The following is a 20,955-nucleotide window of genomic DNA, read 5'->3' as shown; positions in this document are numbered from 1 at the left end:
GCGTGTGTGGTGTTCGACCTCGACGGCGTGCTCTCCGACGCGGCTGGGCGCCAGCACTTCGTCAACGATCCCGCGGGAGGGCGCAAGGACTGGCAGGCGTTCTTCGCGGCCAGCGGTGACGACCCGCTGATCCGCGAGGTGCACGTACTGCTCGACCTGCTCGACCCGACGCTCACGGTGGTGCTGCTCACGGCCAGGCCGGCCCGGGTCTTGGACGAGACGCTCGCCTGGCTGGCGCGCTACGAGGTGCGCTGGGACCTGCTCGTCATGCGACCCGTACGTGACGGGCGTCCGGCGACCGAGTTCAAGCGGGCCGTGGTGCGCCAACTGCTCGCGGCCGGGTACGAGCTGCGGCTCGCGTTCGAGGACGACCGGCGCAACGTGTCGATGCTCCACGACGAGGGTGTGCCCTGCGTGTACCTGCACTCCGGCTACTACGACTAGCACCGCACGGCTCAAGAAACCGTCAGCGGGGCCGATACTCGGTCATGTCGTCGTTCAGCCCGAGCGGGACGGCCGGCGACGGTGGCGCGCCCTGCGACGCTGCCGCCGACGCCGAGGTCGCCCCGCCCAACCCGCCGCCCGCGTCGTCGCCGCCACCGCTGCCGGCCCCGACCGCGTTCGACACGCGGTCGGTGGAGGAGATCCTGCGCAAGGGCGGCCTGCCCTCGGTGGAGGAGCTCCAGGCAGAGCTCGAGCGCCAGGGCCTGCCCGACGCCGTGCCGCTCGTCATCGAGGCGGCCGTCAAGCGCCCGCCGTCGATGGCCAATCCCGACCGGATCATCCCTCCCCGCCCCACCCGGGCGTTGTTCGCGCCGCTCGCCGACGAGCCGATCGCGAAGGCGCGGCCCTACCCCGACGGGCCGATCATCGCGCCGCTCGTCGAAGAGCGCGCGGCCGCGCCCGACGTGGTCGAGCTCGAGCAGCAGGCTGAGCCGGAGGCGGTCGAGCCGGTCGCCGCCGAGCCGATCGCCGCCGAGCCGATGACGGTCGAGCCGATGACGGCCGAGCCGATGACGGTCGAGCCGGAGCCCGCCGCCGTCGAGCCGATCACGGTCGAGCCGGAGCCCGCCGCCGTCGAGCCGGAGCCGGTCGCCGCCGAGCCGATCACGGTCGAGCCGATCACGGTCGAGCCGGTCGCCGCCGAGGCCGTAGCCGACGATGGCGGTGTTCCGGCGGCGGTGTTCACCACCGACGAGCCGGGCTTGGCGGCGATGATCCAGCCGGTCCTACCGGTGGCCGCGCCCCGCGCCACCCGCGCGGCCGTCGCCGCGACCGTCGTCCAGCGCCCCGCGCCGGCTGTGGCCGTACGCCCGGTGCTCGCCCGTCAGCGGCGTCGTCGGGGAGCGATGGCCAAGGCGTTGATCACCCTGATCCTGCTCGGCGCGCTCGCCGCGGCCGCGGTGTTCGTGATGCAGCGGTTCGTGCTGGCGAAGGCCTGGCCGGCGGAGCTGAAGCCGGTGGCCACCTTCGTCGAGGGCGAGACGGGGTTCTCCTTCGACCACTCCGTGCCGGTGCGGGTGCTCCCCGGTGCCGAGTTCGCGGTGCGGGCGAGCTCCCTGCGACTCGACCATCCCGAGGGAGCAGTCGATGCCGGTGCCGCCGACCGCGCCGTGGGTCTGTTCGAGGGCAGCTACGACGAGCTGAGCGGAGCGAGGGCCGCAGCCGGGGTGTGGCCCGCCCTCTACGACCCCGCGAGCGGTGCCGTCTACGTGGACGCGAGCGTCCCCTCGGGCGCGGAGCGTGATGCCTACATCGCCCGCGAGCTCGTGCTCGCGCTGTATCACCAGGCCTTCGACTGGCCGGCCGAGCTCGCGGAGCTGGACCATGCCCAGCGCGTCGCTTACCGCGCAGGGCTGGAAGGTGAGGCCGCCGTCGTGGCCACCGCCTGGCAGGCGAAGTCACGCGGCGGCAACCCGGCGTCGGCTCGCGAATCGGAGTTGGTGCAAGCCCCGCCGGCGGCGGAGGGAGTCTGGCGAGCCCTGCCTGCCACCTACGGCTTCGAGTCGCGCGTCGCGACCGGGCTCGGCCCTGTCGCCGCGTCCGCGGAGGAGCCGGCCGAGGGCAAGCCCCCGGTCGAGCCCGGTCACGTCGATGCGCACCTCTACGGCTGGGACGCCGAGAAGGACGCGAGCGGCCTGGCGAGCATGCCCCTCGTGGTGGAGGGCGAAGAGGAGGCCGGCGTCGAGATCCCCGGTCCGCGGGGAACGATGGGTGCCGGCTGGTGGTTCGCGGTGCTCGCGAGCCGCCTCGACGCGGCGTCGTCGTGGATCGTCGCCAGCACGTGGGCGGGTGACCAGGCGGTGACCCTTCTTCGCGACGACCAGGTGTGCGTGAAGGCCACGGTGCGCACCGTCGACACCGAATCGCTCGACCTGTGGGAGTTCGTCCTGACCGATTGGGTGGCGAGGGGTCCGGCCGCGTCGGGCGCCGCGGTGACCCGAACCGGCGGCGAGGTGATGCTCGCGAGCTGCGATCCCGGCATCGACGCCGACACGCGTGCCGTCGACGACCCCGTCGGACTGCTCGTTGCGCTTGCCGCCGAGCGCCAGTCGGCGGCGACGGCCACCGCCGAGACGCTGCCCGTGGAGAACTGAAGCGTCAGTCCCGGAAGTTCTGGAACTGGAGGGCCAGCCCGAGGTCGGCGCCCTTCAGCAGTTGGATAACGGATTGCAGGTCGTCGCGCTTCTTGCCCTGCACCCGCACCGCGTCGCCCTGGGTCTGGCTGCTGATCCCCTTCGGGCCCTGGTCCTTGACCAGCTTGTTGATCTCGCGGGCCTTGTCCGAAGAGATGCCGACGTGGATCGTGGCCACCTGGCGCACGGTGTTCTGCGTGGCCTCTTCCACCTTGCCGTACTCGAGCCCCTTCAACGACACGCCGCGCTTGACCAGCTTCTCCTCGAACACCGTGCGCAGCGCGACGAGCCGGTCTTCGCTGACCGTGCGCAGGGTGAAGGTGAGCTCTGTCTGCTCGATCGAGGAGCCGGTGTTCTTGAAATCGAACCTGGTGGCGATCTCGCGCTGGGCCTGGTCGACCGCGTTGCGGACCTCTTGGCGGTCGACCTCGGAGACGACGTCGAAGCTGGGCATGGGGGGCAAGGGTAACGGTCCGCCGCCCGTGAACGCGAGCGAGTGGTGGCCCGGTCGAGGAGGCGGCTACGATGCTTCCCCGCACGCGTCAGGCGTGCCATGGGTCGGTGCCCGAGTGGCCAAAGGGAGCAGACTGTAAATCTGCCGGCATCGCCTACGTTGGTTCGAATCCAGCCCGGCCCACCAGGTGCACGACTCGACCCCGGCTGCTACTGCCGCCGGCGGTCGAGCATGCACTGCATGATCGCCACGTCGAGCCAGCGGTTGAACTTCCTGCCCACCTCGCGCTCCACCCCGACGAGCTCGAACCCGCAGCGCGCGTGCAGCGCGAGCGACGCCTGCCCACCGGCTTCGATGCGGGCGATGACGCTGTGGAAGCCGGCGTTCGTGGCGAGGTCGAGCAGCGACTCGAGCAGCATCGACCCGATGCCGGTCCCGTTGACGTCGCGCCGGACGTAGACGGAGTCCTCCACCGTCGTGCGGTAGGCCGGGCGCTCCTTGAACGAAGAGAGCGCTCCGAAGCCGACGACCTCTCCTTCGAAATCCGTGCCCGGTCGCCCGACCGCGACGAGCGCGCCGAACGCGCCGGCGCGCTCGGCGAGCCACGCCCGCTGGTCGTCGAGCGTGCGCGGCACGAGGTCCATGGTGGCCACGGTGTGCTCGACCTCGTGGTTGTAGATGGCCCGGATCGACTCGGCGTCGTCGAGCGAGGCGAGCCGCAACGACACGGGCGCCGGCGAGGTGGTCACGAGCACGAGAGGGTATCCGCGCACCAGCGCCGCGAGCGGGCTAGTGATGGCTCTCGACGTGGTGCGACCGGCACCGTGGGCGCTATGCTCGACAGCCGGTTCGCGGCTTTGCCGCGCACTGACGCCCTCTTAGCTCAGTCGGCAGAGCACAGCCATGGTAAGGCTGGTGTCGTGGGTTCGATTCCCACAGAGGGCTCCGACCCCCGGGCGGCGTAGCTCAGTTGGTCAGAGCATCCGGCTCATAATCGGAAGGTCATCGGTTCGATCCCGATCGCCGCTACAGCAGTGACAATCCACAAGATCTCCTCCAGACCCCACCTTTATCCAGCACAAAGGAGAAGTGCTCGCCATGAGCAAGGCGAAGTTCGAGCGTACGAAGCCGCATGTGAATATTGGGACGATGGGTCATATTGACCATGGTAAGACGACGTTGACGGCGGCGATTTCTAAGACGTTGTCGGAGCGTGGGTTGGCGGAGTATACGCCGTTTGATTCGATTGATAAGGCTCCGGAGGAGAAGGCGCGGGGTATTACGATCTCGATTGCTCATATCGAGTATGAGACGGAGAATCGGCATTATGCGCATGTGGATATGCCGGGTCATGCGGATTACATCAAGAACATGATCACTGGTGCGGCGCAGGTTGATGGGGCGATCTTGGTGGTCGCGGCGACGGATGGTCCAATGCCGCAGACGCGTGAGCATGTGTTGTTGGCGCGTCAGGTGGGGGTGCCGTACATCGTGGTGGCGTTGAACAAGGCTGACATGGTCGACGACGAGGAGTTGTTGGAGCTTGTCGAGCTCGAGGTGCGGGAGTTGTTGAACGAGTACGAGTTCCCTGGTGATGATGCTCCTGTGGTGCGGGTGTCGGCGTTGAAGGCGTTGGAGGGTGACGCGGCCTGGCAGGAGAAGGTGTTGGAGTTGATGGAGGCGTGTGACAATTTTGTGCCTCTGCCGCAGCGTGATCTGGATAAGCCGTTCTTGATGCCGATCGAGGATGTGTTCACGATCACGGGTCGGGGGACGGTGGTGACGGGCAAGGTTGAGCAGGGTGTGGTGCATACCGGTGACGAGGTGGAGATCGTCGGGTTGCGTGATACGCAGAAGACGACGTGTACTGGTGTGGAGATGTTCCGGAAGTTGTTGGATGAGGGTCAGGCGGGGGACAACATCGGTGCGTTGTTGCGGGGCACGAAGAAGGAAGATGTTGAGCGTGGGCAGGTGTTGTGTAAGCCGGGGAGTATCACGCCGCATACGAATTTTGAGGGTCAGGTGTATGTGTTGACGAAGGAGGAGGGTGGCCGTCATAAGCCGTTCTTCAACAACTACCGGCCGCAGTTCTTCTTCCGTACGACCGATGTGACGGGCACGATCGAGTTGCCGTCGGGTACGGAGATGGTGATGCCGGGCGACAACGTCGCGATGACCGTCGAGTTGGGCAAGCCGATCGCGATGGACGAGGGCCTACGGTTCGCGATCCGCGAAGGTGGGCGCACCGTCGGCGCCGGCCGCGTCGTCAAGATCCTGAAGTGAGCCGGAGGGCCTAGAGATGCCGAAGAACGACAAGCGGGTGAAGATCACCCTCGAGTGCACCGAGTGCAAGCGGCGCAACTACATCACGATCAAGTCCAAGGTCAACGACCGTGAGCGCCTGGAGATGAAGAAGTACTGCAGCCACGACCGGCGCCACACGGTCCACAAGGAGACCCGCTAGCGCCGACCGGGCGGGAGGCGGTGCTGGTACCCTGGCACCTTCCCCACCGAGGGCAGTAGCTCAGCTGGTAGAGCATCGGTCTCCAAAACCGACGGTCGGGGGTTCGAATCCCTCCTGCCCTGCCCAACGCACCAAAGTGAGCATCGTCATGTCGATGGACCTGAATCGGGAGCAGAAGCGCCACCTGAAGCGCATGGGTGCCCTGGACGACCAGGGGAACCCGGCGCGCCAGCGCCCCGTGCCCCAGGCGCGCAAGGAGCGCGTCGGGATCCGCCAGTACCTGAGCGAGGTCCGCGACGAGCTGCGCAAGGTCGCCTGGCCGAAGTGGCCCGAGGTTCGCCGCTACTCGATCGTGGTCCTCATCACCGTCGTGTTGCTCACCGCCTACATCGGCGTGCTCGACACCTTGTTCGCGTTCGTCACCGACTGGCTGTACGAAACGTGATGAGCGACGCGATGAGCGAAGAGCTGGACTCTCCCCCCGAAGCGGTCGAAGACACGACCCTCGAAGACACGACCGCCGAAGACACGACCTCCTCGACCTCATCGGACCAGGTGACGGACGCCGACGACACGACCGAGGCCGAGCTGGCAGATGTCGTGGAGATCGTCTCGCTCGACGACGACGCGGCAGACGGCCTCCTCGACGAGGAGGGAGCCGCCGACGACGGGGCTCCCGAGGTCGACCAGCCCTGGACCCGGCCCGGCATGTGGTACGTCGTGCACACCCAGTCCGGCTACGAGAAGAAGGTCACCGCCAACCTCGGTGCGCGCATCCAGTCCATGAACATGGAAGACAAGATCTTCGAGGTCGTCATCCCGATGGAAGACGTCGTCGAGTTCAAGGGCGGGCGCAAGCAGGTGGTGCAGAAGAAGGTGTTCCCCGGCTACCTCCTCGTGCGCTGCATGATGGACGACGAGAGCTGGTACTGCATCCGCAACACGCCCGGCGTGACCGGCTTCGTCGGCCAGAGCCAGAAGGGCCAACGCCCGACCGCCCTCAGCCGGCGCGACGTGGAGACGTTCTTGTCCGCGAAGGGCGACGGCGAAGAAGTGCAGGCGCGGCGCAAGCCCAAGCTCGAGTACGAAGAGGGCGAGACCGTGCGCGTGAGGGAGGGTCCGTTCGCGGACTTCTCCGGCCAGATCGCCGAGATCAACGCCGATCACATGAAGCTGAAGGTGCTGGTCAACATCTTCGGCCGCGAGACGCTGGTCGAGATGGACTTCAGCCAGGTCGCGAAGCTCTGACCCGTCGCCCCCCTAAGCCCTAGACAGCCCCGATAGAAGGAACTCCCGATGGCCAAGAAGAAGGTCGCTGCGATCGTCAAGATCCAGATCCCCGCCGGCAAGGCATCGCCTGCCCCGCCGGTCGGCACCGCGCTAGGTCCCCATGGTGTCGCGATCATGGACTTCGTGAAGCAGTACAACGCGGCCACCGAGTCCCAGGTGGGCACGATCATCCCGGTCGAGATCACCGTGTTCGAGGATCGCTCGTTCAGCTTCATCTTGAAGACCCCGCCGACGCCGGTGCTGCTGCGCCAGAAGGCGGGGCTGGAGAAGGCGTCGAGCACCCCGGGCAAGGCTGTGGCCGGCTCGGTCACCGAGGCCGACATCGAAGACGTGGCCAAGACGAAGATGCCCGACCTGAACGCGTACGACCTGGAGGCCGCGAAGGAACAGGTGCGCGGCACCGCCCGCTCGATGGGGTTGACCATCGCCGGCTGACGCCGGCGCCCCCACTTGTAGACCACACAAGAATCCAACGCCTGGACCGGGACGACCTCGCCCGGCCGGCACTACACCGGGTAGAGCTGTGAAGGCAGCACCCGGAGAGGGAGACACCAGATGTCCGGCAAGAAGTTCGCCGAAGCGCTGAAGCGATTCGACCGCGACGAGCAGTTCACCCCGACCGAGGCCCTCGGCCTCGTCAAGTCGCTGGCCCCGGCCAAGTTCGACGAGACCGTCGAGATCGCCGTGCGCCTCGGCGTCGACCCGCGCAAGGCCGACCAGATGGTGCGCGGCACGGTCGCGCTGCCCTCGGGCACCGGCAAGGACGTGCGCGTCGCGGTGTTCGCCGCGGGCGAGGCGGCCGAAGAGGCCCGCTCGGCCGGTGCCGACGTCGTCGGCGCCGACGACCTCGCCGCCGAGATCGAGAAGGGCAACTTCGCGTTCGACGTGGCCATCGCCACGCCCGACCTGATGCCCCTCGTCGGGCGGCTCGGGCGCGTGCTCGGCCCCCGCGGCCTGATGCCCAACCCGAAGACCGGCACCGTCACCAACGACGTCGGGCGAGCAGTGTCCGAGTTCAAGGGCGGCAAGGTGGAGTACCGCACCGACCGCTACGGCAACGTGCACGTGCCTCTCGGCAAGGTCAGCTTCGACGTCGCCGCGCTCGAGACCAACTTCCGCGCGGTGATCGACGAGCTCCAGCGAGCGAAGCCCGCGTCCTCCAAGGGCCGCTACATGAAGAAGATCTCGCTGTCGTCCACGATGGGCCCCGGCGTGAAGGTCGACCCCACCCGGCTGCGTCCCGAGTCCGCCTGAGCCCGCTGCGTGGCCGCTCGGGCGCCGAGCACCGCTACGCTTTCGTCCCTACAACCGAACCGGTTGCTCGCCGAAGACCGCTGGCCCACTCCCGAGTGGACAATGGGTTCTCCCACCAGCCGAGGCGGACACCTCGATCGTCACACCGAAGGCTCGGGTCGACAACGACCTCGCCCTCGTCGCTGACCGGAGGCGTTCGCGAAATGCGAGCGCCCCGAGCGATACGAGAGGAGGTGTGACACGAGATGACCACCAAGACCGCAAACCCGCGGCCCGAGAAGGTGGCAGTCGTCGACGAGATCGCGGCCAAGCTCGACGCGGCAGACGCCGTGTTCGTGAGTGAGTACCGCGGCATGTCGGTGAAGGCCCTGGCCGGGCTGCGCCGCCAGCTGCGCGAGACCGGCGGCGAGCACAAGGTGTACAAGAACACCCTGGCCCGCCGAGCGGCCGAGCAGGCCGGCAACGTCGAAGGCCTCGTCGAGCTGCTGGTCGGCCCGACGGCGCTCACGTTCGTGAGCGGCGACGCCGCTCCATCGGCGAAGGCTCTGCGCGACTACGCGAAGACGAACCCGCATCTGGTGCTGCGCGGCGGTGCGCTGGGCGGCGCCACGTTGAGCGCGGCCGACGTCGAGGCGCTGGCCGACCTGCCGTCGCGAGACGTGCTGCTGGCCCAGATCGCCGGTGCGTTCCAGGCTCCGCTGGTGAAGACCGCCGGCTTGTTGCAGGCGCTGCCGCGCAGCTTCGCATACGGCCTGAAGGCCCTCATCGACAAGGTCGACACAGAAGCGGCGGCCTGAGCCGCCACGAACGGCGGCCCCAGGCCGTCACCGCAACCGATTCGTTTGTGACACAGAAAGAGAACTGAGAAATGGGCAAAGAAGACATCCTCGATGCGATCTCCAACATGACCGTGATCGAGCTGAAGGAGCTCCTCGACGCGTTCGAAGAGAAGTTCGGCGTGACCGCGGCGGCCCCCGTCGCCGTCGCCGCCGCCGGAGCGGGTCCGGCTGCTGCTGCGCCCGCCGAGGAGGAAAAGGACGAGTTCGACGTCGTCCTCACCGGTGCAGGTGCCCAGAAGATCCAGGTCATCAAGGTGGTGCGTGAGCTCACCGGCCTCGGTCTGAAGGAGGCGAAGGACCTCGTCGACGCCGCGCCGAAGCCGGTGCTCGAAAAGGCGAACAAGGACGACGCCGACAAGGCGAAGGCCAAGCTGGAAGAGGCCGGAGCCTCCGTCGAGCTGAAGTGAACCGGGGCGCCGCTTAGCGCCTAATGGTTTCTCGGGGGCCCGGGCATGTGCCCGGGCCCCTTCGCGCCCCGTGCCCGAAGTGCCGGTAGAGCGCGAGATGCTTGACTGACGGGTGCTCCAGTGCTTACCGTTCCGCCCAGCAGATGCAGCCGTCGGGCCGCCCGGGCCTCGAACGGTTGCTTCTTGCTGTTCTCGGTGGGTAGGATCGCAGGTTGCCGTGCGTCGTCGCCTCTCCGTTCACCATTCCCGGAGTCTGGTTCTGCGCGCCCCGGACCGTCCGCTCGCCCCCGAGGAGTAAGCCGTGGCCTCTCGATCGACCCCCCGCGAGCGGTATTCGTTCGCCAACCTCGCCGAGCCCTTGGAGCTCCCCGACCTCATCGCCATCCAGCGCGAGTCCTTCCGTCATTTCCTAGACGACGGGCTGGCGGAGACGTTCCGCGACATCTCGCCGATCAAGGACTTCAGCGAGTCGCTCCAGCTCGAGCTCGAGTTCGACCCGAACGACGAAGACCTGCGCCCGCCGCCCAAGTTCACCGTCGAGGAGTGCCGCGAGCGGGACATGACCTACGCCGCGGCGATCTTCGTGCGGGCTCGGTTCGTGAACCGCAACACCGGCGAGATCAAAGAGCAGACGGTCTTCATGGGCGACTTCCCGATGATGACCGACAAGGGCACGTTCATCATCAACGGCACCGAGCGCGTCGTCGTCTCCCAGCTCGTGCGCAGCCCGGGCGTGATCTTCGAGCCCGGCGAGCGGTTCCGCCTGCGCAACCTGTCCAAGCATCAGCTCGTGAAGGGCACGATCCACCCTTACCGCGGCGAGTGGCTCGAGTTCGACGTCGAGCAGAAGCCGGGCAAGGACGTCACCGCGGGCACCCGCGTCGCCCGCAAGCGCCGGATGGGCATCTTCACCCTGCTGCGCGCGCTCGGCTACGACGAGGAGAACGCGCCCGGGTTCATCGACCGCTTCGTCGCCCACTTCGACTTCTTGGAGGGCCAGTGGGAGAAGGAGCGCCCGATCGCTCCCACGCAGGACGAGGCGTTGGTCGAGATCTACAAGCGAGCGCGTCCGGGCGAGCCGCCCACGCTCGATTCCGCACGGGCATACTTCCGCAACGCGTTCTTCGAGAACCGCCGCTACGACCTGTCCAAGGTCGGCCGCTACAAGATCAACCGCAAGCTCGGCACCGAGGTGGCCAAGCTCGGTGAGCTGTTCGGGCTGTCCCCCGACCAGCTCGACCTGCCCGCCGACGACCAGGACGTGTTGAGCCGATGCGAGGTGCTCGCCGCGGTCAGCTACATGCTGCACCTCGTCAAGCAGGAGCCCGGCTACCGCCTCGACGACCAGGACCACTTCGCCAACCGGCGCATCCGCTCCGTCGGTGAGCTGATCCAGAACCAGGTGCGCATCGGACTCTCCCGCATGGAGCGGGTGGTGCGTGAGCGCATGACCACCCAAGACGTCGAGGCGATCACGCCCCAGACGCTGATCAACATCCGCCCGGTGGTGGCCGCGATCAAGGAGTTCTTCGGCACCAGCCAGCTCTCCCAGTTCATGGACCAGGTGAACCCGCTGTCGGGGCTCACCCACCGTCGCCGTCTCTCGGCCCTCGGCCCGGGCGGCCTGAGCCGGGAGCGCGCCGGGTTCGAGGTGCGTGACGTCCACTTCTCGCACTACGGCCGGATGTGCCCGATCGAGACCCCGGAGGGCCCGAACATCGGCCTCATCGGCGCGCTGTCCACGTTCGCCCGCGTCAACGAGTTCGGATTCATCGAGAGCCCGTACCGCAAGGTGGTCAACGGCAAGGTCACCGGCGAGATCGTGTACATGGCCGCCGACGAGGAAGAGAACTACACCGTCGGCCAGGCGAACACGCCGATCAACGCCGACGGCAGCTTCCGTGACCAGCGCGTGCTCGTGCGCCGCTCGCCGCAGGCAGCGAGCCTCGACGACCTGCGCAAGATGCTCGAGGCGGAGAGCTTCTTCGGCGCCACCACCGACATCGGCTACGTGCCCCCGACCGAGGTCGACTACCTCGACGTGTCGCCCAAGCAGATCGTCTCGGTCGGCACCGCACTGATCCCGTTCCTCGAGCACGACGACGCGAACCGCGCGCTGATGGGCGCGAACATGCAGCGCCAGGCGGTGCCGCTGGTGCGTTCGGAAGCCCCGTACATCGGGACCGGCATCGAGGCCCGCGCCGCGCGCGACGCCGCCGACCTGGTGCAGGCCGCCGACGACGGCGAGGTGATCGAGGTGTCCGGCGACGCGATCACGGTGCAATACCAGCAGCAGGGCAAGCGCACCTACCGCCTCGCCAAGTTCCGCCGCAGCAACCAGGACACGTGCATCAACCAGATCCCGCGCGTGCTCGAGGGTCAGAAGGTGAAGCGCGGCGACGTGCTGGCCGATGGCCCCTCGACCGATCACGGCGAGCTCGCGCTGGGCAAGAACCTGCTCGTCGCGCTGATGCCGTGGGAGGGCTACAACTTCGAGGACGCGATCATCCTCTCCGAGCGCGTGGTGCGCGACGACGTGCTGACGTCGATCCACATCCACGAGCACGAGGTCGACGCCCGCGACACCAAGCTCGGCCCGGAGGAGATCTCCCGCGACATCCCCAACCTGTCCGAGGACATCCTGCGTGACCTCGACGACCGCGGCATCATCCGCGTCGGCGCCGAGGTCGGCCCCGGCGACGTGCTGGTCGGCAAGGTCACCCCGAAGGGCGAGACCGAGCTCACCCCCGAGGAGCGCCTGCTCCGCGCGATCTTCGGCGAGAAGGCGCGTGAGGTGCGAGACACCAGCCTGAAGGTGCCCCACGGCGAGAGCGGCAAGGTCATCGACGTGAAGGTGTATACCCGCGAGGACGGCCACGAGCTGCCCCCCGGCGTGAACCAGCTGGTGCGGGTCTACGTGGCCCAGAAGCGCAAGATCTCCGTCGGCGACAAGCTCGCCGGACGCCACGGCAACAAGGGCGTGATCTCGAAGATCCTGCCGCTCGAGGACATGCCGTACCTCGCCGACGGGACGCCCGTCGACATCATCTTGAACCCGCTCGGCGTGCCGAGCCGGATGAACGTCGGCCAGGTGCTCGAAGCGCACCTCGGCTACGCCGCGAGGTGGGGCTGGACCGATCCCAAGTCGGGGGTCCAGGTCGGTGAGGCGGCCGTGCGCGGCACCGAGGCGAAGACGCGCCCCAGCACCGCGCCCTCCACGTTCGTCGCCACCCCCGTGTTCGACGGTGCCCACTGGGACGAGGCCGAGCAAGCGGGCAAGCACCCGACGATCGTCGAGATCCTCGCCAACCTCACCCCAGAGGGAGCCGACGGCCAGCGCCTGATCCGCACCGACGGCAAGACCACGCTCTACAACGGGCGCACCGGCGAGACCTACGACAACCCGGTCACGGTCGGGTTCATGTACATCTTGAAGCTCGCCCACCTGGTGGACGACAAGATCCACGCCCGCTCGACGGGCCCGTACTCGATGATCACCCAGCAGCCTCTCGGCGGCAAGGCCCAGTTCGGCGGGCAGCGCTTCGGCGAGATGGAGGTGTGGGCGCTCGAGGCCTACGGGGCCGCCTACTGCTTGCAGGAGCTGTTGACGATCAAGTCCGACGACGTGCTCGGGCGGGTGAAGGTGTACGAGGCGATCGTGAAGGGCGAGAACATCCCCGAGCCCGGCATCCCGGAGAGCTTCAAGGTGCTCATGAAGGAGATGCAGGCGCTGTGCCTGAACGTCGAGGTGCTCGCCGACGACGGCTCCGAGATCGAGATGCGCGAGATCGACGAGGACGTGTTCCGTACCGCGGACGAGCTCGGCATCGACATCAGCCGCCCCGAGCGCGGTAGCGACGACGACGACCGCGACCACCGTCGTCCGGCGCGGGTCTACTGACACGCAACGACGACACGTAACGACCACGACGCGCAACGACGAACGACACGCACGAACGACACGCACGAACGAAGACCACGACAAGGACGACCGCACCAATGCTCGACGTCAACATGTTCGACCAGCTCCGCATCGGCCTGGCCACGGCCGACCAGATCCGCACGTGGTCCCACGGCGAGGTGAAGAAGCCCGAGACGATCAACTACCGCACGCTGCGTCCCGAGAAGGACGGGCTGTTCTGCGAGAAGATCTTCGGCCCGACCCGTGACTGGGAGTGCTACTGCGGCAAGTACAAGCGCGTGCGCTTCAAGGGGATCATCTGCGAGCGCTGCGGCGTCGAGGTGACGCGCTCCAAGGTGCGCCGTGAGCGCATGGGCCACATCGAGCTGTCGGCACCGGTGGTGCACATCTGGTACCTGCGTGGGACGCGGTCGTGGCTCGCGTACCTGCTGGCCGGGATCGAGCCGCGCGAAGAGCTGAAGGCCAAGCAGCTGGAGAAGGTCATCTACTTCGCCGCGAGCTTGGTGACCTGGGTCGACGAGGACAAGCGCCACGCGGATCTGCCGACGCTCGAGAGCGAATACCTCCAAGAGCGCGACGCGATCATGAAGGACATGGAGCTCGACATCGACCGCCGGTTCAAGGAGCTGGAGGACGAGGCGGCGGGGATGGAGGCCGACGGGGCACGCGACAGCGACGTGAAGGCCCGCCAGCGCGCCGCCGACAAGGATGTCGCCGCCATCCGTGAGCGCTTCGAGTCCGAGCTCGAGCTGCTGCAGCGCACCTGGGACGATTTCCGCAGCCTGCACGCCCGCAAGATCATCGACGACGAGATGCTGTGGCGCGAGTTGCACGACCGCTACGCCGACTACTTCGAGGGTGGCACCGGCGCCGACGCCATCAAGGCGCTCATCGACCGCATCGACTTCGACGAGGAGGAGCGCAAGCTGCGCGCCGCGATCGATCCGCAGCCGACGCAGAAGCCGCTCTCCGCGCAGCGCAAGCAGAAGGCGATCAAGCGCCTGAAGATCGTCGCCTCGTTCAACCAGCGCGACGACCACGGACGCCGGGTGAACGACCCGAAGGCGATGATCCTCGACGTCGTCCCGGTGATCCCCCCCGAGCTGCGCCCGATGGTGCAGCTCGACGGCGGCCGCTTCGCCACGTCCGACCTGAACGACCTCTACCGGCGGGTGATCAACCGCAACAACCGCCTGAAGCGCCTGCTCGACCTCGGCGCGCCGGAGATCATCGTCAACAACGAGAAGCGGATGCTGCAAGAAGCAGTCGACGCGCTGTTCGACAACGGACGCCGCGGCCGCCCCGTGACGGGGCCGGGCAACCGCCCGCTGAAGTCGCTCTCGGACATGCTGAAGGGCAAGCAGGGCCGGTTCCGCCAGAACCTGCTCGGCAAGCGTGTCGACTACTCCGGCCGTTCGGTGATCGTCGCCGGGCCCACGCTGCGGCTGCACCAGTGCGGCTTGCCGAAGCTGATGGCGCTCGAGCTGTTCAAGCCGTTCGTCATGAAGCGCCTCGTCGACCTCGAGCTCGCGCAGAACATCAAGAGCGCGAAGCGCATGGTGGAGCGCCGCCGGCTGCAGGTGTGGAACGTGCTCGAGGACGTGATCAAGGAGCACCCGGTGCTCTTGAACCGCGCGCCGACGCTGCACCGTCTCGGCATCCAGGCGTTCGAGCCGATCCTCGTCGAGGGCAAGGCGATCCAGATCCACCCCCTCGTCTGCACGGCCTTCAACGCCGACTTCGACGGCGACCAGATGGCGGTGCACCTTCCGCTGTCCGCCGAGGCCCAGGCCGAAGCCCGAGTGCTGATGCTCAGCGCCAACAACATCTTGTCGCCGGCGTCGGGCCGCCCGATCGTCACCCCCACACAGGACATGATCATCGGCGCCTACTACCTGACCGCCGACGACCCCGACGCGCCCGGCGCCGGCAGGTCCTTCCGCCATCAGTGGGAGGTCGAGCGCGCCCGCGACGAAGGCGCGCTCACCCTTCACTCCGCGATCACCATCTACGGCAACCGCGCCGAGGACGGCGAGCGCGACGAGTACCAGACGACCCCCGGACGGATGCTCTTCGAGGCCGCGCTGCCCGGCGACTACGCCGCGCGCTTCGGTCACGTGGACTCGATCGTCAAGAAGCGCGAGATGGGCGTGATCGTCGAGCGCCTGAGCGACAACTATTCCAAGGCCGAGGTGGCCGAGGCGCTCGACGCGATCAAGGCCGTCTGCTACCGCTACGCCTCGCAGTCCGGGCTCACCGTCTCGATCGACGACGTCCGCACCCCGTCGACCAAGCGCGAGATCCTCGACCTCTACGAGGCCCAGGCCGAGAAGGTGGAGGGCCAGTTCAAGAAGGGCATCATCACCGACGGCGAGCGCCGCCAGCAGGAGGTGCGCATCTGGACCGACGCCACCGCCGAGGTGCAGAAGGCGATGGAGAAGGAGTTCAAGGCGCAGCGCTTCAACCCGATCGACATGATGGTCGGCTCCGGCGCCCGCGGGAACATGACCCAGATGCGCCAGATCGCCGGCATGCGCGGCCTCGTCGCCAACCCCCGCGGCGACATGATCCCCCGCCCGATCAAGAAGAACTTCCGCGAGGGCCTGGAGACGCTCGAGTACTTCATCGCCACCCCTGGTGCGCGCAAGGGCCTGGTGGACACCGCCCTGCGGACCGCCGACTCGGGCTACCTGACGCGTCGCCTCGTCGACGTCGCCCAGGAGCTGATCATCCGTGAGGACGACTGCGGCACGAGCCTCGGGGTGTGGGTGGAGAACGTCGAGGCCGATTCCCCGAACCGGCGCACCTACATGGAGACCAAGCTGTTCGGCCGGGCGCTGCTCACCGACACGACCCTCGCCGACGGCACGGTGCTGGAGCGCAACACCATCGTCGGTGACGAAGAGCTGGCTCAGCTCCGCGACGACCCCGCGCTCACCCGCCTGCGGGTGCGCTCCGTGCTCACCTGCGACGCCGACCTCGGCGTCTGCGCCCTGTGCTACGGCCGTTCGCTCGCGACCGGCAAGTCGATCGAGCTCGGCGAGGCCGTCGGGGTCATCGCCGCCCAGTCGATCGGCGAGCCGGGCACGCAGCTGACGATGCGGACGTTCCACACCGGAGGCGTCGCCGGCAAGGACATCGCCGGCGGTCTGCCCCGCGTCGTCGAGCTGTTCGAGGCCCGCACCCCGCGCGGCTCGGCGCGGCTCGCGAAGGCCAGCGGCGTCGTGCGCATCGGCGACGACGAGGGCAAGGGGATCCCGGTCGTCGTCGTCGACGACGAGGGCGAAGAGCACCTGATCACGTTGCCGACCGGCAGCCGCCCGATCGTCGTCGACGGCCAAGAGGTGAAGGCCGGCGATCCGATCACCGACGGCCCCTTCGACCCGAAGGAGCTGATGGAGATCAAGGGCATCCGCGAGACCCAGCTCTACCTCGTCGAAGAGGTGCAGAAGGTCTACCGCGACCAGGGTGTTTCGATCCACGACAAGCACATCGAGCTGATCGTGCGGCAGATGACTCGGCGCGTCGGCGTGCAAGAGCCCGGCGACACCGACTTCTTGCCCGGCGAGCGCGTCGACCAGAAGAAGTTCCGGGACACGAACCGGTCGATGGTCGAGGCGAGCGAGCGTCCCGCCGAGGGCCGCCCCGAGCTGATGGGGATCACGAAGGCGTCGCTCGCCACCGAGTCGTGGCTGTCGGCGGCGTCGTTCCAGGAGACCACGAGGGTGCTCACCGAGGCCGCGATCGACGGCCGCGGCGACAACCTGATCGGGTTGAAGGAGAACATCATCATCGGCAAGCTGATCCCCGCGGGCACGGGCATGCTCTCGTACCGCGAGTTCGGCATCGACGCCCCCGAGTACGAGCCGATGGCGTACTACTCGAGCGAGACCGAGGACGATCCGGCTGCATTCCTGGCCGGCCTCCACGGTACGTACACCGACGACGGCGAATCCCGGGAGGGCTGAGTCGTCGCGTTGCGGTCAGGTTGCCGGCGCCAATGGTGCGCCTTAACATTGCAGGGTTCCAGTTCGGAAAAGAGGTAGTCGGCGCGTGCCCACAATCCAACAGCTCGTCCGCCAGGGGCGCAGCACCAAGGTCGGCAAGTCCAAGACGCCGGCGCTGAAGGGGTCGCCCCAGCGTCGTGGAGTGTGCACGCGCGTCTACACGAACACGCCGAAGAAGCCGAACTCGGCGCTGCGCAAGGTGGCCCGCGTGCGCCTGTCGAGCGGCATCGAGATCACCGCGTACATCCCCGGCGAGGGCCACAACCTGCAGGAGCACTCGATCGTGCTGGTGCGTGGCGGGCGGGTGCGTGACCTGCCCGGCGTGCGTTACAAGGTGATCCGGGGCGCGCTCGACGCCGCCGGGGTGAAGAACCGCAAGCAGGCCCGCAGCCGTTACGGCGCGAAGCGCGACAAGTAGAGGACGACACGCCATGCCCCGCAAGGGACCTGCCCCCCGCCGCGAACTGACGCCGGACCCGATCTACCGCTCGCTGCTCGTCACCCAGCTCACCAACAAGGTGATGCTGAGCGGCAAGAAGTCGATCGCCGAACAGATCGTGTACGACGCGCTGAAGATCGTCGAGGAAAAGACCGGTGCCGAGCCGATCGCCACCCTGAAGCGGGCGGTGGACAACGTCAAGCCCCCGCTCGAGGTGAAGCCCCGCCGCGTGGGTGGGGCCACCTACCAGGTGCCGGTCGAGGTGCGCCCCCGGCGGGCGACCACCCTCGCCATCCGCTGGATCGTCGACTTCGGGCGCAAGCGCCGGGAAAAGACCATGGCCGAGTGCCTCGCCGGCGAGTTGCTCGACGCGGCGAACGGGCTCGGCGCGGCGATGAAGAAGCGTGACGACATGCAGAAGATGGCCGACTCCAACAAGGCGTTCGCCCACTACCGCTACTGATCACGGCGTTGCGGCGGCGCCCGCCCTCGCCCGGCGACCGTTCACGACTGCACTAGCGTGACCGCCATCCCCTCCGTCGGGGAAGGAGGCTGTCGGATGTACGTGCGGACGATCCTGAGCGGCAAGGGCGTCGAAGTTGCCACCATCGCGAGGTCGGCCTCTCTCGCGCAGGCCGCGGCAGTGCTGCGTGACCGCCGGGTCGGGGCGCTGGTCGTTTCTGCCGACGGCAAGCGCATCGACGGCATCGTCTCCGAGCGCGACATCGTGCGCTGCCTCGCCTCGCACGGCGCAAGTGCCCTCGGGCGCACCGTCGCCGAGGCGATGACCGCCGAGGTGGTCACCTGCCGCCCGAACGACCACGTCGGGTACCTGATGGCGTTGATGACCGAAGAGCGGATCCGCCACGTGCCGGTGCTCGACGACGACGGCCTCCTCGGCGGCATCGTGTCGATCGGCGACGTCGTGAAACACCGCCTCGGCGAGCTGCAGGCCGAGAACGAATCGCTCTACGAGTACCTGCACCAGGGACGCTGATCCCGCCGCTGAACCGCTAGAGTTCCGAACCGGCCCTTTTGCGTCGCCCGGGTGCATCGCGCCCGGGTGCTCGTGTTCCCCCCGCACCTGAACCGGAAGTGAAATGACGATGGCCAAGCGCGACTATCCGCTCGAGCGTTACCGCAACATCGGGATCATGGCCCACATCGACGCGGGCAAGACCACGACCACCGAGCGCATCCTCTACTACACCGGCAAGACCTACAAGATCGGCGAGGTGCACGAAGGCGCGGCGGTGATGGACCACATGGTCCAAGAGCAAGAGCGCGGCATCACGATCACGTCGGCGGCCACCACGGCGTTCTGGCGTGACCACCGGATCAACATCATCGACACCCCCGGCCACGTCGACTTCACGATCGAGGTCGAGCGCTCGCTGCGGGTGCTCGACGGCGCGGTCGCGGTGTTCGACTCCGTCGCCGGTGTCGAGCCCCAGACCGAGACCGTCTGGCGCCAGGCGAACAAGTACCGGGTGCCGCGGATGTGCTTCATCAACAAGATGGACCGCGTCGGCGCCGACTTCTTCCGCACGGTCAAGATGATCGAAGACCGGCTGGAGAGCGTGCCCCTCGTGATCCAGCTCCCGATCGGGGCCGAGGCGCACTTCCAGGGAGTGATCGACCTGGTGAAGATGAAGGCGCTCGTCTGGGAGGACACCGGCGACCTCGGCGCGAAGTACGAAGAGGTCGAGATCCCCGCCGAGTACGAGGCCCAGGCCGAGGAGTACCGCGCCAAGCTGCTCGACATCATCGCCACCGAGGACGAAGAGCTGATGGAGAAGTACCTCGCCGACGAGGAGCTGTCCATCGAAGAGGTGCAGCGCGGCATCCGCAGCGGCGCCCTCGCGTTCAGCTTCGTGCCGGTGCTGTGCGGCTCGGCCTTCAAGAACAAGGGCGTCCAGCCGATGCTCGATGCCGTCGTCGACTACATGCCGAGCCCGCTCGACATCCCCCCGACCGAGGGGCTGACCCCGAAGGGCGAGCCCGTCCAGCGCGAGGCAGACGAGAAGGCGCCGTTCGCCGCGCTCGCGTTCAAGATCGTCTCCGACCCCTTCGGCAGGCTGACGTACTTCCGGGTGTACTCGGGCCAGGTGTCAAAGGGTGAGGAGATCTACAACTCGGTGAAGGAAAAGCGCGAGCGCGTCGGACGCCTGTTGCTGATGCACGCGAACAACCGCGAAGACATCGACACCGCGATGGCCGGCGACATCGTCGCCGGCCTCGGCTTCAAAGACGTCACCACCGGCGACACCCTGTGCGAGCGCACCGATCCGGTGATCCTGGAGCGGATGGAGTTCCCCGAGCCCGTCATCCACGTGGCGATCGAGCCGAAGACCAAGAACGACCAGGACAAGCTCGGCAAGGCGTTGAAGAGCCTCTCCGACGAGGACCCGACGTTCCGGGTGCGCACCGACGACGAGACGGGCCAGACCGTCATCTCCGGCATGGGCGAGCTGCACCTCGAGGTGCTCGTCGACCGGATGCAGCGTGAGTTCTCGGTCGACGCGACGGTCGGCAAGCCCCAGGTCGCCTACCGGGAGACGATCACCAAGGTCGTCGAGTCGGTCGAGTACCGCCACATCAAGCAGACCGGCGGCTCGGGCCAGTTCGCCGTCGTGAAGATCACCCTCGAGCCGACCGGGCCCGGTGGGGGCTACGTGTTCGTCGACGCGATCAGCGGAGGGCGCGTGCCGCGCGAGTACATCCCCGCCGTCGACCAGGGCATCCAGTCCGCGCTCGAATCGGGCGTGCTCGCCGGGTACCCGACGGTCGACATCCGGGCCAAGCTCGTCGACGGCCAGTACCACGACGTGGACTCGAGCGAGATGGCGTTCAAGATCGCCGGCCAGCAGGCGTTCAAGAAGGCTGCCGAGATGGCCAAGCCGGTGCTGCTCGAGCCGATCATGGCGGTCGAGGTGGTCACCCCCGAGGAGTACATGGGTGACGTCATGGGCGATCTGTCCGGGCGCCGCGGCCGCATCGAAGGCATGGAGGCGATCGGCCACACGCAGAACGTGAAGGCCCAAGTTCCGCTGAGCGAGATGTTCGGTTACAGTACCGACCTCCGGTCGCGCACCCAAGGGCGCGCGACCTACACGATGCAGTTCCACTCGTACCAGCAGGTACCCGAAAGCATCGCCTCCGACATCATCAAGCGCGTGCGCGGCGACTGAAGCGTCGCTGCCGCCGATCCCCGTTCTTTGACAACCCACAGATCCACCACTC

The 20,955-nt window shown here is 67.7% G+C and carries 18 protein-coding genes and 4 tRNA genes; 20 read left to right on the top strand and 2 right to left on the bottom strand.

The genetic code is table 11. The annotated features are described in order from the left end of the window. The first annotated feature begins 9 nt into the window (after positions 1-9). Positions 10-444, top strand: coding sequence for a hypothetical protein (locus IPM43_06505; protein ID QQS26002.1), 435 nt, complete (start codon positions 10-12; stop codon positions 442-444). Positions 445-488: 44 nt separating this feature from the next. Continuing rightward, on the top strand, positions 489-2,597 hold the full coding sequence (locus IPM43_06500) for a hypothetical protein (GenBank protein QQS26001.1): 2,109 nt from the start codon (positions 489-491) through the stop codon (positions 2,595-2,597). A 4-nt stretch (positions 2,598-2,601) separates the two neighbouring features. Here IPM43_06500 and IPM43_06495 read toward each other — a convergent pair whose 3' ends face one another. Next, positions 2,602-3,090 (bottom strand): YajQ family cyclic di-GMP-binding protein, encoded by a 489-nt coding sequence (locus IPM43_06495; GenBank protein ID QQS26000.1) that lies wholly within the window; start codon positions 3,088-3,090, stop codon positions 2,602-2,604. A gap of 101 nt (positions 3,091-3,191) precedes the next feature. On the opposite strand from IPM43_06495, the gene IPM43_06490 reads away from it, so the two are divergent. Next, positions 3,192-3,276 (top strand) — tRNA-Tyr (locus tag IPM43_06490). A 23-nt stretch (positions 3,277-3,299) separates the two neighbouring features. On the opposite strand, the gene IPM43_06485 is transcribed toward IPM43_06490, so the two are convergent. Further along, positions 3,300-3,818, bottom strand: a complete 519-nt coding sequence (locus IPM43_06485) for an N-acetyltransferase (GenBank protein QQS26356.1) — start codon at positions 3,816-3,818, stop codon at positions 3,300-3,302. A gap of 144 nt (positions 3,819-3,962) precedes the next feature. On the opposite strand from IPM43_06485, the gene IPM43_06480 reads away from it, so the two are divergent. From IPM43_06480 to fusA, 17 genes are all read left to right on the top strand, one after another. After that, positions 3,963-4,035, top strand: a tRNA-Thr gene (locus IPM43_06480). 10 nt (positions 4,036-4,045) lie between these two features. Continuing rightward, positions 4,046-4,119, top strand: a tRNA-Met gene (locus IPM43_06475). A gap of 69 nt (positions 4,120-4,188) precedes the next feature. After that, positions 4,189-5,373, top strand: coding sequence for an elongation factor Tu (tuf, locus tag IPM43_06470; protein ID QQS25999.1), 1,185 nt, complete (start codon positions 4,189-4,191; stop codon positions 5,371-5,373). Between the two features lie 16 nt (positions 5,374-5,389). Continuing rightward, complete coding sequence (gene rpmG, locus IPM43_06465) at positions 5,390-5,554, top strand: 50S ribosomal protein L33 (GenBank protein ID QQS25998.1); 165 nt, start codon at positions 5,390-5,392, stop codon at positions 5,552-5,554. Between the two features lie 49 nt (positions 5,555-5,603). Further along, positions 5,604-5,676: transfer RNA gene (locus tag IPM43_06460), tRNA-Trp, on the top strand. A gap of 32 nt (positions 5,677-5,708) precedes the next feature. After that, complete coding sequence (secE, locus tag IPM43_06455) at positions 5,709-5,999, top strand: preprotein translocase subunit SecE (GenBank protein ID QQS25997.1); 291 nt, start codon at positions 5,709-5,711, stop codon at positions 5,997-5,999. A 263-nt stretch (positions 6,000-6,262) separates the two neighbouring features. After that, positions 6,263-6,802 carry a transcription termination/antitermination factor NusG gene (gene nusG, locus IPM43_06450; protein ID QQS26355.1) on the top strand — a complete coding sequence of 180 codons (540 nt, stop codon included), beginning with the start codon at positions 6,263-6,265 and terminating at the stop codon, positions 6,800-6,802. 48 nt (positions 6,803-6,850) lie between these two features. Continuing rightward, a complete protein-coding gene (gene rplK, locus IPM43_06445; protein QQS25996.1) occupies positions 6,851-7,279 on the top strand; it encodes a 50S ribosomal protein L11 in 429 nt (142 codons plus the stop codon). Positions 7,280-7,399: 120 nt separating this feature from the next. Beyond that, positions 7,400-8,098 (top strand): 50S ribosomal protein L1, encoded by a 699-nt coding sequence (rplA, locus tag IPM43_06440; GenBank protein ID QQS25995.1) that lies wholly within the window; start codon positions 7,400-7,402, stop codon positions 8,096-8,098. 245 nt (positions 8,099-8,343) lie between these two features. Continuing rightward, positions 8,344-8,895, top strand: a complete 552-nt coding sequence (gene rplJ, locus IPM43_06435; GenBank protein QQS25994.1) for a 50S ribosomal protein L10 — start codon at positions 8,344-8,346, stop codon at positions 8,893-8,895. Between the two features lie 71 nt (positions 8,896-8,966). After that, positions 8,967-9,344, top strand: coding sequence for a 50S ribosomal protein L7/L12 (rplL, locus tag IPM43_06430; GenBank protein ID QQS25993.1), 378 nt, complete (start codon positions 8,967-8,969; stop codon positions 9,342-9,344). A gap of 301 nt (positions 9,345-9,645) precedes the next feature. After that, positions 9,646-13,245 carry a DNA-directed RNA polymerase subunit beta gene (locus IPM43_06425; GenBank protein QQS25992.1) on the top strand — a complete coding sequence of 1,200 codons (3,600 nt, stop codon included), beginning with the start codon at positions 9,646-9,648 and terminating at the stop codon, positions 13,243-13,245. Between the two features lie 98 nt (positions 13,246-13,343). Continuing rightward, the gene (locus IPM43_06420) at positions 13,344-17,234 is read left to right on the top strand and encodes a DNA-directed RNA polymerase subunit beta' (GenBank protein QQS25991.1); all 3,891 of its coding nucleotides are present in this window, start codon (positions 13,344-13,346) and stop codon (positions 17,232-17,234) included. Positions 17,235-17,319: 85 nt separating this feature from the next. Further along, positions 17,320-17,691 (top strand): 30S ribosomal protein S12, encoded by a 372-nt coding sequence (locus IPM43_06415; protein ID QQS25990.1) that lies wholly within the window; start codon positions 17,320-17,322, stop codon positions 17,689-17,691. A 13-nt stretch (positions 17,692-17,704) separates the two neighbouring features. After that, positions 17,705-18,175: a 30S ribosomal protein S7 gene (gene rpsG / locus IPM43_06410; protein ID QQS25989.1), complete on the top strand. Its 471-nt coding sequence runs from the start codon at positions 17,705-17,707 to the stop codon at positions 18,173-18,175. Between the two features lie 96 nt (positions 18,176-18,271). Continuing rightward, positions 18,272-18,709, top strand: a complete 438-nt coding sequence (locus IPM43_06405) for a CBS domain-containing protein (GenBank protein QQS25988.1) — start codon at positions 18,272-18,274, stop codon at positions 18,707-18,709. A 109-nt stretch (positions 18,710-18,818) separates the two neighbouring features. Beyond that, on the top strand, positions 18,819-20,903 hold the full coding sequence (gene fusA / locus IPM43_06400; protein ID QQS25987.1) for an elongation factor G: 2,085 nt from the start codon (positions 18,819-18,821) through the stop codon (positions 20,901-20,903). Positions 20,904-20,955 lie beyond the last annotated feature (52 nt).

Source organism: Actinomycetota bacterium (genome assembly GCA_016700055.1).
Taxonomy (GTDB): Bacteria; Actinomycetota; Acidimicrobiia; order Acidimicrobiales; family Ilumatobacteraceae; genus Kalu-18.
The sequence above is the reverse complement of the archived record's forward strand: the minus strand, read 5'-3'. Positions and strand labels throughout refer to the sequence as shown.

What these genes read in the sequence shown, in the direction of transcription:
- IPM43_06500 (QQS26001.1), top strand. Translation starts at nt 489, where the DNA reads ATGTCGTCGTTCAGCCCGAGCGGGACGGCCGGCGACGGTGGCGCGCCC.
- IPM43_06495 (QQS26000.1), bottom strand. Translation starts at nt 3,090, where the DNA reads ATGCCCAGCTTCGACGTCGTCTCCGAGGTCGACCGCCAAGAGGTCCGC.
- tuf (QQS25999.1), top strand. Translation starts at nt 4,189, where the DNA reads ATGAGCAAGGCGAAGTTCGAGCGTACGAAGCCGCATGTGAATATTGGG.
- rpmG (QQS25998.1), top strand. Translation starts at nt 5,390, where the DNA reads ATGCCGAAGAACGACAAGCGGGTGAAGATCACCCTCGAGTGCACCGAG.
- secE (QQS25997.1), top strand. Translation starts at nt 5,709, where the DNA reads ATGGACCTGAATCGGGAGCAGAAGCGCCACCTGAAGCGCATGGGTGCC.
- nusG (QQS26355.1), top strand. Translation starts at nt 6,263, where the DNA reads ATGTGGTACGTCGTGCACACCCAGTCCGGCTACGAGAAGAAGGTCACC.
- rplK (QQS25996.1), top strand. Translation starts at nt 6,851, where the DNA reads ATGGCCAAGAAGAAGGTCGCTGCGATCGTCAAGATCCAGATCCCCGCC.
- rplA (QQS25995.1), top strand. Translation starts at nt 7,400, where the DNA reads ATGTCCGGCAAGAAGTTCGCCGAAGCGCTGAAGCGATTCGACCGCGAC.
- rplJ (QQS25994.1), top strand. Translation starts at nt 8,344, where the DNA reads ATGACCACCAAGACCGCAAACCCGCGGCCCGAGAAGGTGGCAGTCGTC.
- rplL (QQS25993.1), top strand. Translation starts at nt 8,967, where the DNA reads ATGGGCAAAGAAGACATCCTCGATGCGATCTCCAACATGACCGTGATC.
- IPM43_06420 (QQS25991.1), top strand. Translation starts at nt 13,344, where the DNA reads ATGCTCGACGTCAACATGTTCGACCAGCTCCGCATCGGCCTGGCCACG.
- rpsG (QQS25989.1), top strand. Translation starts at nt 17,705, where the DNA reads ATGCCCCGCAAGGGACCTGCCCCCCGCCGCGAACTGACGCCGGACCCG.
- IPM43_06405 (QQS25988.1), top strand. Translation starts at nt 18,272, where the DNA reads ATGTACGTGCGGACGATCCTGAGCGGCAAGGGCGTCGAAGTTGCCACC.
- fusA (QQS25987.1), top strand. Translation starts at nt 18,819, where the DNA reads ATGGCCAAGCGCGACTATCCGCTCGAGCGTTACCGCAACATCGGGATC.